Raw genomic sequence first — 15,638 nt, forward strand, 5'->3', positions numbered from 1 at the left:
ATCAGCGGTTTGTTTGCCCAACCGCCAGATTCCGAGTAGTAGCCGGCACGAATTTCCTCGGTTCCGTCTTCCATTTTGATGAGCTGGATACAATTTCAGTACCGTTCGTGATCTACTTCTTGGAGACATCCGACCTCCCTTACAACTTCGCCTTCACCATCGCGAAAGCCTCGGGGCAGATCGGGCACGAATTCGGGCGCGGATTCGCCGTAGTGGAAATCAGCCATACATGAAAGAAATTCGAACTCTCATATATAAAGCCGGCGTTTATAGAGATTTTCGGCTCTGTTGGCTCTGTTGAAATCCTCAGCAAGTGATATATTCTGACCCGGTTGCGGTCAATACAGAGAATGTAGTCAGCAGATGAAGGGCCTTCTTTTCTCTATCCACATCTTGAATCAGCCGGTAAAATGCGTTTGTATACCATGCACATGTTTCTTATCTATTTTGATAAATACAACCGAGAGTTATTCTATCTCCTGTGCCATATAAGCATATGACACAGCGATCTGAGGGGTATCAATTCCATCTTGAGAAGGCTCTAGAAGTCGATACTCGCGAAGAGAAGAATTTCCATACGCTCTTCCGTAGGAGATTGTTGATACTGGCGAGCTGTCGCTGTCGTGTCGAAGAGGACAAGGACACCGCGTCAGCGGTGTCCGACACGGATGATTCCGCTAGATGTGTTTGGGTCGGAATCGGTCGCAGCGGACCTGTTACAGCAGGTTCGCTGGCGTGACGGCGTTTCCTGTCCTCGCTGCCGTTCTGACCGAACGGTCAGAAACGGCAGCTACGGGCAGTTTCAGCGGTATCTCTGTAAGGATTGCGACCGCACGTTCAACGATAAGACTGGCACGATCTTCGCTCACTCGAAGATCGCACTCCGCAAATGGTTGTTCTCGATCTACGCGTTTTTGCGGTTTAACACCAGTCTCAGGCAACTACAGTGCGAAATCGAGGTCACCTACAAAACGATCCACAGGCGTGTCGAGCGCTTCACCGAAGCGCTCGACGCGCCGTCACTCGATCTCCGTGGCCCGGTTGAAATTGACGAGTTCTACGTCTCTGCCGGCTTGAAAGGCCGCGAGCGCGACCGCTGGTCGCGCTCTCGTGGCCTCTCACGACGCGGACGCGGAACGTATGATCAAGACAAACCGCCCGTGTTCGTCCTCGTGGATCGTGGCACCGAGCAACGGTACGTTGTGCCGGCGAAATCCGCAGACGAATCGACGATCCGGCTCCTGCTGGCTGACCGCCAGCAGGAGCCTCTCACTGTCTATACCGACGGATTTCGTGCGTACGATCCGCTTACTGAAGACGAGCAACTCGACCGCGAATACGTCGTTCACGGAGACGGTGAGTACGCCGACGAAGAGGTCCACGTGAACTCCTGCGAGAGCCACGCGTCGCTGGCGCGACGGTGGCTCTCGCCGCATCGAGGCATCTCAAAAGATCGCCTCACACAGTATCTCCGAGCGTTCCAACTCAGACAAGAACTCTACCGCAAACCCGGACGAAAAGCGCTCAAACACGCCGTCAAAGCCACTCTCTGAAATCAACAATGTGCTACACAAGAGCGATTTCCATATTCGACAGGCTCTCCAGATTGGTGTCGTTTGCGATGAGCCGGAATAGTCTCTGATAGACTCACAGGACAGATGAATTATTGAACAAATAGTACTCCTGTACTGACCACTGTCCGCGGAATGGCATCGCCACTGTTTTTAGACGCGCGTTGGATATTTGACTGATGCCCTCCAACAAAGCGACAGCCGCCGCCCCGATAGCAACCGGCATCCTTCTCGCCGGGACGGCTACACGAGAAGTCGCACAGCACGGACTGGAACTCTGGACGACGCTGGCGCTTGCCAGTGGCCTCTCCGCAGTTGCTGTCGGTCTCGGCGTTCTGACCGGTCGTGGGTTCGACTCCGACGACCGCGACGGACACCACGACCGGACAACAGTCGCGCTCGTCGGCCTCGCACTGACGAGTCTCGCCGTCGGGGCGGGGATTGCGCTGGCGTAGGCGACGCCAACCGTCCCGCGTTACGTCCGACACGCGCTCAACGTCTGCTGTAGTCCGGGATACGCAGCGGCGCGCGCCGCCGCAGTTTCTCGATAGGGAGCATTCACCCTCTCACCAACGTCCGAGAGCTCGGTGACCGAGACGCGCTCTGTAGTCAGCACGGTTCCAAGAACATATCTCTGGGTGAGGATTTCAACAAAGCCGTTGATGTAGAAACTGAGATTGAGGAAGAAGATGTCTCCGTAGTGAACGAACTCACGTGTGAGAATTGTAATGAAGACCTCGCGATTCTACACCTCAAAGGCAAATATATGACCGTAGAAAGTATGGCAGTTCCTGCGCTCTTTGGAGCCGGGGGATACTCCCTGGGGGGGTCTGCAGGTTTGGCGGCTCTTGGAACAGCGACTGCAGCGAGTTGGCCATTCGCAGCCGTGGGAGCACTAGTAGGGGCCAGTGCAGTCTACGTAGCAGGCGCAACCAAGGACTCGCTAAAGTGCCCGGACTGTGAAGCAAGTATAGAAGTGTCATAGAAGTCTTGTTCGATAGTTGATTTGCTTCGTAGAATTGTAACTCAGTACACTAGGATCTAATTACAGCCCGTCCGGGACCTCGTGAGAGCCTGGACGAAATCAACCCCTGAGAGTACTCGCTCCACCCTGATAATCTACTAATTCTGTGACTTTTTGACCGGTTGGCGAGTAAGCCGGACGTAGCGATGAACCTTCGCGACCTCGTCGAAGACGAAGCCGGGGAGGAAGTGTGGCTCAGCCAGCGAGAAGTCCAACAGTTGGAAGCGGTGGCACCAGATACCGAGCACCGAGTCGCGTTCATGCTCGGCGCACGGTGGGACCCGGTCGAAGGAGATCCTCGACGTAGCTCCCCAAGACGTCGTGAAGACCGAGGCCGGCGCAATGCTCCGTGCGTGGGGGGTAGAGGGACAGATACCGAGGCACGCCCATGCCGCGAGATCTCGTGACCACAATCGAGACGGTCGGTGGCGGTCGCGACGCCCCGGCGGACGAGTTCGTGCTCTCGATCCAGTCAATGCGGTCGCTCCGGCGCTGGATTCAGGATGCCCTCAACGAGCTCAACGAGAAGCACGACGACGACGGCTGGCGATACCTTTCGACGCACGACCTCAGGCGGACGTGGGCGACCCCCCTATCCGACGTTGAAGTCGACCCGCTGCTCGTCCTCGACTGGGGAGGCTGGGAAGACCTCGAGACGTTCTGGACCATTACAAAGAGAAGTTCTCGCCTGCCGCGCAACGGCGGGCTCGTGAGAAGGTGAAGTGGCTATCGCAGTTCTCGGTAATCCGGTGCCGTTTTTTGAATGCCAACCGTGAAATGAATCCGTTCTGGTCCCTGGGCTTTGTTGAAGATCTTTTGACCCACACTCCTCGCTTCGATTAGATTTGACCTACTCCGTTTCAGTCCCCTCATATATTTCTGAAGTATTACAAATGGTATCAACCGTGTGTTTAATTATGTGTTTGAATAGTTCCCCCACTTTGATCGATACGTCATGCAGATCTGATAACCAGTATGGATTTAATCCGGCCTGCCCAAATATTTAAATGTCAAAAATATGACTCTGCCAATGGATCATGACTCCACTAATCAAACTATAAATTACCAATATGACCGATATGTTTTAAAGGCCGCCTATTAATTGTTTATGTTCCAAAAAATTCACTACTAGTGAATGGCAACAACTGCTCATTCTCTATCTGAATCATAATATCTAGCCGTGATGTTGTTCGAGTCCCAGTCAGTTTATTGTTCTAGGCAGCTTTCTGACCTCAGTTGCCAACAGTTTATTATCGTATTGAACTATATCAATAATATATACATAATGTCAAGCTGATAGTGTTGTGTGTCGGAATCAATCACTGAATTCTATCAGCAGCAGTTCTGCTCCCCCATTTAGAACTGCTAAATTAATTTCTATTTAAAAAGCAAATCAGGTGTCAAAAATACAGTCTCCAAGTGTGATCGTAACGGGTTATGTGGAACGAGCGTCAAGCGGTCGAATAGGTTGTAATCCACCGCTTTTGGGGGCGGTACTACCTAACCACCGCCCACCACGGTATACCAGATCATCACACCGAGCCAGACAGTTACCAACCCAGCCCAGTGCCATTTTGCGGCCTTTGCTACTTTAATATAATCTATATCTGCGATACCACTGATAATGTATAGATTAAGCCCGTATGGAGGAGTTATAAATCCAATGGAAGCACCCATCATGAAGATAATGCCCCAAGCAACCGGAGACCATCCAAGCGAGGCTGCTGCTCCGGCTAATATAGGTGCGGTAAGTAATAGGTTCGGAGTCGCGTCCAGCACCGAACCGGCTAACAACATAATTACGGTCATAACCAATATGATCAATACTGGATGACCCAGAGAGATGATCGCGTTGGATATTGCCTCCTGAAGGCCTAGATCCGAGAGACTTTGCTGGATCAAGATCGACGTGACGACCATCGGCAGAATGATTCCGATCAGTAATATCGAGGAGTAGCAGGCTCGGACGATCGAATCGATCGACGTTATTTGGCGTGAGCCTATTGCCGCAACTAGGATATACACAACGGCGACGGCTGCGGATTCACTTGGAGTGAATAGTCCAAGGAAAATGCCGCCGAGTAAGAGCACAATCGTACCGAGACCAACCTTCGCGTGCCATGTTTTGACGAGAAGCTGTTGGTAGTCAATTCCGAAATCCTCCGTGACCCCGTAATCATTCCGATATGCGATAACAGTATTAACTCCTAAGAGGACGAACAGCATCCCCAATCCGGGAATAACGCCTGCTATGAATAAATCGACTATTGAGACGCCGAAGGCTGCCCCATAGATGATCAGCAAAATGCTTGGGGGGATAATTGCCCCCAATACACCCCCCGAGGCAATGGTGGCAGCTGCGTAATCGTTTTCGTATCCCTCCTCACAAAGTGGTTCATACAGTGCGGTACCAACAGATGCCGTGGTTGCCGCATTCGAGCCCGTGATCGCTGAGAATATGCCGGCAGTGCCGACAGCGGTGTTACCTGTCACACCAGGGATCCAGCCGATAAGTTCCCGGGTAAATTCGACGAGGTTTTTGGCGATTCCTGCTTCCCGTATCAGATCACCGACTAAGATGAACAGTGGGATTGCAGTAAACGAGAAGCTCTGGAGAACCCCGTAATGGTTCTGGGACATATTGATTAGCGGGAAACTGTCAAATCCGACATGGTATCCTAGTGCCCATATTCCGAACACCAAATAGATCGGAATTCCGAATATAAAGGCGATAATGGACAGTAGCGTAATTCCGATCAGGAATTCCGTCGACGAGATCGCTAGCAGTACTGGTGCATTCATTTTGAAATATCCGATGTTGGCGTCACGTCTTCACCACTATCGTACTTTCGTTTGATCATGATTATCTGCTGTGTTGCTCGTATTATTATGAGCGCCATTCCGACGGGAATCGCTAAATACGCCACCCACTGCGGGACCGGTGTGCCGAGGATGGGTCTGCCAGTAGCAAGCCGTCTTTGAACGAGCTCTATCGAGTAGTACCCGATGATAGCGGCGAATGAAACCCACGTGACGAAGTCGACGTACCGTAGTACATAGTTCGCCCTATTCGACAACTTGTTCCTGGCTAGCGAAAAGCGGAAATGGGATTCATGACGGATCGCCCACGCAGCTGCTACCCAAACCATCCAGGTGAACAAAAAGAGCGTCCCATTTAGCGTAAATGACGGAGGATTCTCGAACGTAAGTCGCTGGACCACCGTATAGAAAATCAACAGTGTGTAGAGAGTTATGAGGACGATAGCTATGTATCCCTCGAAGTTCTCCTCGATCTTCCCCAGCGTCTTCCGGGTTTTATTTTCAGATGACATTTTATCTCCAATTAAAAAGCATCAACGTCACATCTCAGAGAGGTATTCGTCCCACCACGCATCAACGGTGAAATCGTTATGGTCGGATGGGACGGAATTCTCCCGAGCCGTCTCGACAAGATATTCGTGGAACCCTTCACCATCAATCCCAATCTGGCCTGCCGAATCGATTATATCCGAGTAGAGATTCATATTATCCTCATATCCGATGGCATCCTCCCACTGCTGCATCTGATCGTCTTCGAGGTAAGTGAACTCCAGATCGTGTTCGATCGTGCACGAGGAATCCGGGGGATCCTCATTATACATTCCCAGCCGCTGTTGATGAATCTCGTCCATATTCTTCTGAACGAGATCCTCGTAGACGGACTTCGATACGTCCGCGAGCAACGAACGGTTTTCGTCCGAGAGGCCTTTGAGCCATTCGACGTTTGCCCACTTCGTGTCGTTGTGAATGGTCCATTTGTTTATGATACTTGAAGCAAGAGCTTCCGCATTATTTCCACCGTACGCACAGACGGGCGTGGCAGCCGCTTCCGCCCCGTCGACGGTCCCCGATCGTAGTCCCTGAAGGGCGTCTGCCCAGGAGAGCGAGACAGGATTCATACCGAGTTCACTAAGCGCGATTCCGGACACCTGGCTCGCCGTTCTCCGGCAGTCCATCCCTTCTACGTCTGCAGGTACCTGATGGGTGAAATCCGTACTTTCCGCCCTATCAACGCCAATGTGAATAGAGCGCATCGCCGGTGCGTGATACCAAAGCGGGATGACGCCGTACTCTTGAGCAAACGGTACCCAGAACTCTTCGTATGTTTCCGCCTGGGTAAGCGTGTGTGCAAGTGAAATCTCGTTCGGGAATGTGTACGGAATCATCCAGATGTCGTTCATCGGGAAACTTGAGCTCGAGTTACCGATTGACGCACTCCCGATCTCAACAGTCTGGTTACGAACACTCTCCGGACAGTCCAGTTCGCCGCAGATCTGCCCTTCGGGAACGTTTTCGACCTGGATGCGGCCGTCACTCTGTTCTTCAATTCGTCGTTCGAGCTCCCAGTGACCGGAAGGCTGTGCACCTTCCCATCCACTTCCGGGGGGCGACATCACACCTCCGATAGTAAACTCTAATTCGGCATCGCCGCCACCGTCGGTGCTACCGCCGTTTTCGCCATCGCCGCTATTGCTGCCATTGCCTCCGCCACTATCTTCGACACACCCTGCTAGTGTGAACAGCCCGGCGGAACCAGCAGCTCCTTTGAGAATTCTACGCCTGGATGGCAGTGTGCTATCTGATGCCACGAACTAGTTGTTTACACGTTAGAATATAAAACTTTCCCTCACAACCCTGATTGAGTCTAGTTAGGTTCATCGAGCCAGGTAGGAAGTGCTTGAAGCAAATCTGCGCAGGTTTTAGGCTCAATTTGGATAGAGCTCTCCGAGAAAGATCAAATGTGGCGCTTGATCTCTGTGAGGTCCGGCCGATGGTGTTACCACTTTCAACTTATTCGGAATGAAAATGAAGCGGTGCTCTGTTTAATGCGGTACAGAGGTGTTGAGCACGATAAACCAGACACATGGTGCAGTCGACACGGTACTTCTGACGGAGTTCACATAGAAATATCGCGGTTCAATTGATCGTCCCCGAGAGACGGTTCAGATGTAGCAATTGCGGGTGTGTCATAACGAGCAAAGACGGGTTATCAGTATTGCTGATTAATGGTTCGAAGATCGAATATCTCGGCCAGAATGTTCAGTCGGGGAATGAGGTGCACGTGTGAGTCAACAATCGTGAGTGAAATGCTGACTGCCACCGACCCAGCTGGCCATATTAGCTGTTCATCCCGTCGTGGAACCCTACCAGTTTCGTCCTACTGAAGTGCTCGACAGCGTATTTGATCCCCTCTTTTCCCTTCCCACTGTCTTTGAACCCACCATATGGCATGTGATCCGTCCGGAATCCGCTGACGGTATTGATATTCACTCCACCGGCGTCGATCGTATCTGCTGCTCGCTTCGCGCGATCGATATCTTGAGTGAAAAGCCCCGCCTCGAGGCCGTATTCTGTATTGTTCGCTTCTGCCAGTGCTTTATCGAAGTTGCTAACTGCAATAACCGGGATAAGCGGTCCGAACGTCTCCTCGCTGGCTGCAGGCATTTCAGCCGTGACACCTCCGAGGACGGTCGGCTCAAAGACTCGATCTCCGAGATCACCACCGTACCGTCCGCCGTATTCGACAGTCGCTCCCTGTTCGACCGTTTCTTCATAGAGCTTCACAGTTCCGCTAAATTCTTCGTCGGTAACCATCGCCGAGACATCCGTCTCTTCGTCGAAGGGGTCGCCGATATTCAACTGGCTTGCGGCCTCAGATAATGCCGCAAGTGCCTCGTTTTCGATCTTTTCGTCAACGATGACTCGTTCGACGCTGTTACACACTTGTCCCGCGTTGGAGCATGCTCCCTGCACGATCTCAGCTGCGGCCCGTTCAATGTCAGTATCGGACCACATGATGGTCGGATCGTTGCCACCGAGTTCGAGTGTCACGTCGGTCATTCCGCTGTTATTCGCGAGGTATTTCCCGACCTCGGTCGAACCGGTAAAGGAGATAGAATCGATTGCGCCGTGATTGACTATTTCTTCACCGACCACAGATCCGCTTCCAGTAACGACGTTTACTAGCCCATCCGGTGCGTCCACCTCTTCGACCGCAGCGTCGAGACATTCGAACAGAACGAGAGCTGAAAGTGGAGTGGACGTTGCTGGCTTCCCGACGAACGCGTTCCCTGCAGCAAGTGCCGGACCGACCTTATGTGCCATCAGCATGACTGGGAAATTAAACGGAGTGATTCCAGCTACAACCCCCATCGGCTCCGGCTGTGTGAAGCAATGATCACGGCTCATCCCCTTCTGAGGGTCCATCGGAACATACTCACCGAACTGACGCTTTGCCTCTTCGGCTGAGAGACGAAGCGTTTGGACTGAACGGTCGGCTTCAGTTCTCGCTTCCGTTATTGGCTTGCCCTGTTCGCTCGTGATTATTTCTGCGACTTCATCAACTCGTTCCTCAAGACGATTCGCAGCGATCGACAGGAGTTCATAGCGCTCGTACGCTGAGAGCGACGTTCTCTCGGCGGCATCTCTAGCAGATTCGATGGCATCCGTTATTTGCTTGCGACTCACAACCGGAACGGTTCCGACTTTCGACCCTTCGTACGGATTAACTACATCCGTGCGGTCGTCGCCTCCAACCCACGACCCGTTAATAAGCATTTCTCCGTCTATCGATTTCGATTTGTTTAGCGGCATGCGGTTCAAGTAATATCTCGCTCGTATATTAACATTTGGGGCTGCCTGGGACTATTGCCACAGTGAGATCCTCACTGAGCTTCACACACCACGAATTGAATGGACCATCCATTCCGTAGCACGCCGCTCCGAGATCAAAGTAGTAAAAGTGAACCGACAGGCGGTATGGGGAGTTGTACTATCGAGACCGTCTGCGTAGTTCATTAGTACGCCCGGTCACGGACACGTCATTAAGGGTGGCTCACCTGATTAGTCAAGTCCATGTGGGTGAACCGTTGCTCGATAGGCTTCACCGCTTTCCTGTGCATCATATGCCTCCTCTACATTCTCGAACGTCGTTTTGAAGTTGAATAGATCCTCGAAAGGAACCTCTCCCTCTAACTGATCGATAAGGGCGATTGCCGACTCAAACTGCGTCGGCGGGTAGGCGAGACTCCCGAGTATGTCGAGTTCCTTCTGGACAACTCGAGTCGGATTGATTTCTGCTTCGCCGTTGTAAGCAAAGTGTCCAACCTCAACAAAGGTTCCACCGTCGTGAGGTAATTCGATTCCCTGTTCAACTGCGACGGGGAGTCCAGCTGCTTCAATGACAATGTCCGGCCCAACGTTACCCGCAGTGAGCTCTTTCACCGTCGTTATGAGCTCGTCCTCCTCGTATTCGGTTAAGTTGACCAGGTCGGTGGCCCCAAAGTCTGCTGCCAATTGAAGCCGTTCGTCGATGGCGTCGATTGCGATAATCTGTCCCGCACCCGCGGCCTTCGCTGACGCGATAGCAAAGAGGCCGATTGGTCCTGCGCCCTGTACTGCAACGCTCTGCCCCACACCGAAACCCTCTCGGATGTGAGGATGCCCGGGCTGCATCGACCTTTCGAAAGCGTGCATCCCAACGGAAATCGGTTCCACAAGCGCACCCAATTCCGACGGAACGTCCTCGGGAAGCTTGTAATAATATGATTTGGGCGGCAAAACGACGTACTTACTCATCCCACCAGCGTATTGATCCTCGATATTATCGAAGCCAAACCGATCCGCGTTCTCGCTCAGGCGTGGACGGCCCGGCATGTTCCGCGAGTACCAGTCGTTCCCATCGCTGTCCATCGCCGGAACAACCGACAAGTTATCACCTTCACTTATCTCGGTGCCCTTAGAATCTCGTTCTACGTTTTCGCCGACTTCCTCGATGACCCCCGTAAACTCATGACCCGGGACAACTGGGAAATCGAGATCCATCCCACCGTTATACATGTGGACGTCCGTCCCACAGATCCCGGTCATCTCAACGCGCAACAACACATCGTTAGGGCCTACTTCGGGAATCGTGATTTCTTGGACTTCGAGCTCACCGGGTTCGTTCATCACAATAGCGGTTGTTTTCATCGTATCCACTTTGTCAGAGAGCAACCGAGTAAATAAATGTTGTGGGAGTAGTTAGCAAGGAAGCCATCCTAGGGTCCAGTGGTAGTTGTTTTTCGAAGAGGGGGGTTTCTGCAAGGGATTAGAATATATAAAAATGAAATTCAATTGCTGGTTCGAATAGTACGAATGACCATTATGTATGGAGGCAAATAGAATTACATACGTATGTTTGTAATTCTAGAGAACCGTCTCTGAGTCCTGAGATTGAATTATCGAATTAATAGCTAACAATTGTTTATACACCTATGTGAAGTGGGCTGATACCCTAGACAATAACAAGCAAATCATGACTACAGATATACGACGCATCTTTGTTTCAACTGTTCCGTCTGACGATCTAGCTAAGTAGTTCGATCAGATCGTTCTAATTAATCGAATATCGATCCAATCAACGAAACAAATACATCTGGAGCGCTCAACGGTATTGCCGTTCATGCCAGCACTAACAAAACTTTTGACGTGAATTCTGTTGTGTGTTACTCGTAGACGGCCCTCTCAACGAGATTTTCGTTTACGTATTCCCAGTCGTATTCGACCCCTAGTCCTGGGCCGTCCGGAACACCCACCGTACCGTCCTCGTCGATGCTATCTATACGATCGGTATATCCATTTTGATACACCGGATATTCTGAGTGTGGATTCTTCGACGTGGGATGTACTAATCCGAGCTCATAAAAATTGGAGTTGCGTGTCGCCGCCATGCAATGTCGCTGGGCGGGCCCAGCTAGATGATATTCGATGTCGACGCCGAGACCCTCTGCCGCTCTGGCGATTTTCATCGCTCCCGTGATACCTCCATCCCATTCAGGATCCGCACGAGCGAAGTCCGTCGCCTCGTTTACAACAAAGTCAATCGTTGGTTCTACTCCCCGGACGAGTTCAGTCTGTAGAAGTGGCGTGTCCATCGACTGCCGAAGAGTCCGATGGCCGTGTTGCGATCTCCCTGTATCCTTGTACGGGTCTTCGTACCAGAAGTACTCATATTCGTCACACGCCCGTCCCACCTTGAGCGCATCAGCACGCGTTTCATATTTGGCGACTGGGTCATGCATTAGCGCCATCCGGTCACCAACCCGTTCACCGACAGCCTCGATCAGGTCGATTTCAGCTTCGATGTCGTATGTGTCGGTTTCACACCACGTGTGCGTTTTGAATCCTTGATATCCGTACTCACAACACGTTTCCGCGAAGTCAGCGAAATCCTCTGGTGAACTGAGTCCAGAGTCGGTTTGAGTGAAGTACGTAGATGCGTACGCAGGAAGCCTGGTACGGTGGGTGCCGAGCAGTTCGTGAATTGGCAGTCCGGCGTACTTCCCGGCGAAATCCCAAAGCGCTATGTCAATGATGCCAAGCCCCATCTGATCGTATTTTCGAAGCATTTCACGCATCGCATTCCAGTGTTTTTCACGCTTTAGTGGATCTGCCCCTATTAGGTACTCCGCACAGATTCCTACCTGGGTAGCTGCCGGTTTTCCACCACCGATATACTCACCCGTGTATTCGGTATCAGTATGAATTCTAAGACCGTGAACTTGACGCTCATACGTCTCACCTGGTGCGTATACGAGCTTTTGTTTCGTGTGATCGAGTCGGACATCCGTTATTGGATACGTAAATGCAGTCAGTTCGATCTGGGTTATCTCTGGAGACATAGCTGGCTAAGTTGTGGAAACTGGTTGAAGTCACGCTTACTTAATACCTTCCACGAAAGGAAATCATGTTCGATACCGCAGTACCTTCCTGTGCTGGCCATTCGAAATATTGTTTTATATATTCGAACTAGGCCAATGACAGAGACAAGGTAATGTGCAGATGGTAGATTGATGTAAATCACGTATGATTGCACTGACAATTGATGTCCTCTTCCTTGGTACTTGATCAAAGACGCTGTCGGCCGCTCAAACCCATATTTAAGAGAGTAACTTTCGCTATCCACGAATAGAGTCAGAACGTATACCAGGCGGAATCAGTGAGAAGACAATGACTATCTGGTTTCTGACTAGTCCATTGATGAGGTATAAACGTTATATGATAGCTTGGAAGTGTTCAAGCTTAAAATACTGTCTATAATGCTGTGTTGAATAGCGATCTAATCGACTAGTATCACGGGGTAGAAGGACGAAGCCGAGGAAATCGATTCTGTCCATGGAAGTCGATCTCCTCGACTTCGTTGAGCAGTGTCGTCGCCTAGTCAAACAAGCGTTGGGAAAGCACGCGGGCGAACCCGCCAGCGGCGGGTTTGCCCGCTGGAAACACGTTGTGCTACACTGTTTTCGGCTCGAAGACGGCCACAGCTATCGTGAAACGCCGAATCGGCTGAAGTACATGGCTGAGATTCGTAACGCCCTCGGCTTAGATCGAGACGATCTCCCAGACTACAGCACGATCTACAAATCGTTTGATCGGCTGAAAATGTGGGTATGGCGGGCGCTGCTGCGCGTTTCCGCGCAGCAGCACCCGCAGTCTGGCCACGCTGCGCTCGACAGCACGTTCTTCGACCGGCGACGTGCGTCCTCGTACTTTCGTCAGCGGGCAGGACGGACGATACAGACGCTGAAAGTCACGACATTGACCGATGTGGAATCGCTGGCTGTTCTTGACGTTCACATCGCAGCTCGGTGGAAGCATGATACGAAGACGGGACCGCAGGTCGTCCGCCGAAACGCGGACGACCTGCAGTCCGTCGCCGCCGACAACGGCTTCCAAGACTGGCACACCGAGTACGAGATCGCCGCACACGACATCGATTACCTCGTTCATTATCGCGGCTCGTCAGCGAACGCGGCCGCGAACAACGCGCTCAACCGAGTAAACGGCTACTCTCAGCGGTGGATGGCCGAAACATCGTATTCGACAACGAAGCGCTCGCTCGGCGATGCCGTGCGAGCGCTTGGCTGGTATCGGCAGTTCCGTGAGATCGTCTTGATGTTCGCCATCATCAACATAGAACCACTGTGTGAGCCGCTGTAACCGTGACTCAGCATCCATTCAACACAGCAGTCTATAACTGGAATAGAAAGTTGATCTACCACCAGATAGTAGCCAACGTCTTCAGAGTGTAATCGTTGAACAATTGAATTTGTGATCCCAGTAGAGTCCTCCATTTACATCTGCATCTGGTGTGGGCAATCAATCGGTGAAGATCGGCTTCTCGGTAGCAAAGGTTTCTGACGCTAATGAAATCTCTGGATGATCTAAAGCTGCAAAACAAAGGAGAAACCTTGCTCTTCCACATCTCAATTTTGTTGGTTATCCAAAGCTCGAAAATTAATGGGCAAGAAATGTTCTAACTTCCAGTCCGACATCAACGATTACAACAACATTCTAAAACTAATTCTAAGGTGCATAACTGTATTCATATCGAATACTATACTATTTGATGTCTGGTCTGTCAGCTACAGAATTACCACTACAGGCCCAGGCCGTCTGGTGGAATTACACTTAAGGTACGTGTTTACCCCGAGGACGAAACAGCTGGCACAGCCTGAGCGCGTGACACCATATCGTTGTCCCGGACGACACGCGTGAGTTCTTCGTAGGGATTGCGTCCCTGCTGGCAACGTGGCGCCAGCAGGGACAGCAACGTCTCATGAACGAACATCCCCCGGTCGTTCCGGAGCGTGCCGATAATCTTCCGGAGAACCACAGGCTCACGAAGCGCGCTCTCCGCAGCGTTGTTCGTTGGGGAGACCGCTGGCTCACCGATGAAGGTGAGCCAGTGGTCGAGCCCGCCTTCGATCTTTCCGAGCAGTGTTGCCACTGGTCCGTCGGGTACTGACCGCTCAATCAGCGACTCCAGTTCTCTGCGCGCTACACGTTGTAATTCTGCTCGCTCACGAATCGTCAAGTCGCTCTCCAGCCGGGCCTGGAGAGCGACGTACAACTGAGTGAGAGCCCGGTAGATCGGTTCGCCTTCCGCCTGCTGGTCGGTGGCGTCTTTCGCTTCCCGAAGAATATGCGCCCAACACCGCTGGAGGTGGCTGCTGAACGCTGGATAGGCCGTCCACCCATCACAGATGACCGTTCCCGTGAAGTCCTCCCCGAGGACTTCCGCGGGAACATCGCTTCCGCGACTCTCTCGAACCGCGTACAGCGTGTGGTCTTCGGTCCGGAACGTCCAGAGCCACGCCTGGTCGCCGTCTCGCTTGATCCCTGTTTCGTCGATGTGGACAACGTCGGCGTGCTGGATCTGACGGCGGATCTGGTCGTATTCACAGCGACCGGCGCGCGCAGCGCGCTCGGTCGCGTGCCACGTGGCCGCGCCTGAAAGCTCCAGTCCGTGCAGTTGCTCGAAGCGGTCGCTGATCTTGCGGTAGGGAAGACGGTGGTCGTACCGGGACAGCGCCGACTGGGCAATGACGTTCACCCCGAACTGCCCCTCATCGGGGCAGTCGGGGTGAGACGCAACCGTCTCTGCGCCACAGCAGTCACACGCGTAGTGGTGGCGGTTGTACTGGGTGGTTTCTGGGGGTTGTGGGTCAGGGATCTCCTCGACGAGTCGGGGGCTGACGCCCGCCGACTCGTCGAACTCCTCGCCACAGTCTGGACAGCAGTCACAGATCACCTCGATTTCTCGGTCTGGGTCGGGTGGATCCCGCCATTCCGGGTCGTGTCCGGACTTTCGGCCGGGCGTGCCACCGTCAGTCCGGGGTTGTTCGTCGTCCTCGTCCCCATCGGACGAGGACGACTCCTCTTGGTCTGATTGGTCCTTGCTCGGTGGTGTATGCGGTCCCTCGTACCACCGGAGTTTGGCTCTGAGGCGTTTGTTCTCCGTACGGAGTTCTTCGTTTTCTTCGCGGAGCTCTTCGTGAACTTCCTCATTCTGTTCACGAAGGGTTTCGTGCTGTTCGCGGAGTTCTTCGTATTCTCAGTACCTCGCAAAGCCTGTTAGTTGAGAGGTCTGCTTGTTGAAGTGTGTCCAAACACCACCAAGCAGACGATGAAATCCACGAAGACCAGCTTCTTAACTTTCTCGTCAACGCGCTCACCGGTTC

The 15,638-nt window shown here is 52.4% G+C and carries 11 protein-coding genes and 1 pseudogene; 5 read left to right on the forward strand and 7 right to left on the reverse strand.

The window, feature by feature from the left end; genetic code table 11:
- The 4 genes from NO887_RS17995 to NO887_RS18010 form a co-directional block, all read left to right on the forward strand.
- The coding region (locus NO887_RS17995) for a hypothetical protein (RefSeq protein ID WP_256419548.1) at window positions 1-233 on the forward strand (233 nt) is incomplete at its 5' end.
- A 435-nt stretch (window positions 234-668) separates the two neighbouring features.
- Window positions 669-1,553: an IS1595 family transposase gene (locus NO887_RS18000; protein WP_256419549.1), complete on the forward strand. Its 885-nt coding sequence runs from the start codon at window positions 669-671 to the stop codon at window positions 1,551-1,553.
- Between the two features lie 197 nt (window positions 1,554-1,750).
- A complete protein-coding gene (locus NO887_RS18005; protein ID WP_256419550.1) occupies window positions 1,751-2,026 on the forward strand; it encodes a hypothetical protein in 276 nt (91 codons plus the stop codon).
- Window positions 2,027-2,983: 957 nt separating this feature from the next.
- On the forward strand, window positions 2,984-3,316 hold the full coding sequence (locus NO887_RS18010) for a tyrosine-type recombinase/integrase (RefSeq protein ID WP_256419551.1): 333 nt from the start codon (window positions 2,984-2,986) through the stop codon (window positions 3,314-3,316).
- A 779-nt stretch (window positions 3,317-4,095) separates the two neighbouring features.
- Here the strand turns inward: NO887_RS18010 and NO887_RS18015 are convergent.
- The 6 genes from NO887_RS18015 to NO887_RS18040 form a co-directional block, all read right to left on the reverse strand.
- On the reverse strand, window positions 4,096-5,397 hold the full coding sequence (locus tag NO887_RS18015) for a TRAP transporter large permease (RefSeq protein WP_256419552.1): 1,302 nt from the start codon (window positions 5,395-5,397) through the stop codon (window positions 4,096-4,098).
- The gene (locus tag NO887_RS18020) at window positions 5,394-5,927 is read right to left on the reverse strand and encodes a TRAP transporter small permease (RefSeq protein ID WP_256419553.1); all 534 of its coding nucleotides are present in this window, start codon (window positions 5,925-5,927) and stop codon (window positions 5,394-5,396) included. The genes NO887_RS18015 and NO887_RS18020 overlap by 4 nt, the downstream gene beginning before the upstream one ends.
- Before the next feature lie 27 nt (window positions 5,928-5,954).
- Window positions 5,955-7,223 (reverse strand): TRAP transporter substrate-binding protein, encoded by a 1,269-nt coding sequence (locus NO887_RS18025; RefSeq protein ID WP_256419554.1) that lies wholly within the window; start codon window positions 7,221-7,223, stop codon window positions 5,955-5,957.
- A gap of 529 nt (window positions 7,224-7,752) precedes the next feature.
- Window positions 7,753-9,228, reverse strand: coding sequence for an aldehyde dehydrogenase family protein (locus tag NO887_RS18030; protein WP_256419555.1), 1,476 nt, complete (start codon window positions 9,226-9,228; stop codon window positions 7,753-7,755).
- A gap of 249 nt (window positions 9,229-9,477) precedes the next feature.
- Window positions 9,478-10,605 carry a zinc-dependent alcohol dehydrogenase gene (locus NO887_RS18035; protein ID WP_256419558.1) on the reverse strand — a complete coding sequence of 376 codons (1,128 nt, stop codon included), beginning with the start codon at window positions 10,603-10,605 and terminating at the stop codon, window positions 9,478-9,480.
- 515 nt (window positions 10,606-11,120) lie between these two features.
- On the reverse strand, window positions 11,121-12,296 hold the full coding sequence (locus NO887_RS18040) for an enolase C-terminal domain-like protein (RefSeq protein WP_256419556.1): 1,176 nt from the start codon (window positions 12,294-12,296) through the stop codon (window positions 11,121-11,123).
- A gap of 493 nt (window positions 12,297-12,789) precedes the next feature.
- On the opposite strand from NO887_RS18040, the gene NO887_RS18045 reads away from it, so the two are divergent.
- The gene (locus NO887_RS18045; RefSeq protein ID WP_256419557.1) at window positions 12,790-13,614 is read left to right on the forward strand and encodes an IS5 family transposase; all 825 of its coding nucleotides are present in this window, start codon (window positions 12,790-12,792) and stop codon (window positions 13,612-13,614) included.
- 484 nt (window positions 13,615-14,098) lie between these two features.
- Here NO887_RS18045 and tnpC read toward each other — a convergent pair.
- Window positions 14,099-15,433: pseudogene (gene tnpC / locus NO887_RS18050) on the reverse strand (IS66 family transposase); the annotation flags it as partial.
- Window positions 15,434-15,638 lie beyond the last annotated feature (205 nt).

Origin of the sequence: Halorubrum laminariae (assembly GCF_024494655.1) — an archaeon.
GTDB lineage: Archaea > Halobacteriota > Halobacteria > Halobacteriales > Haloferacaceae > Halorubrum > Halorubrum laminariae.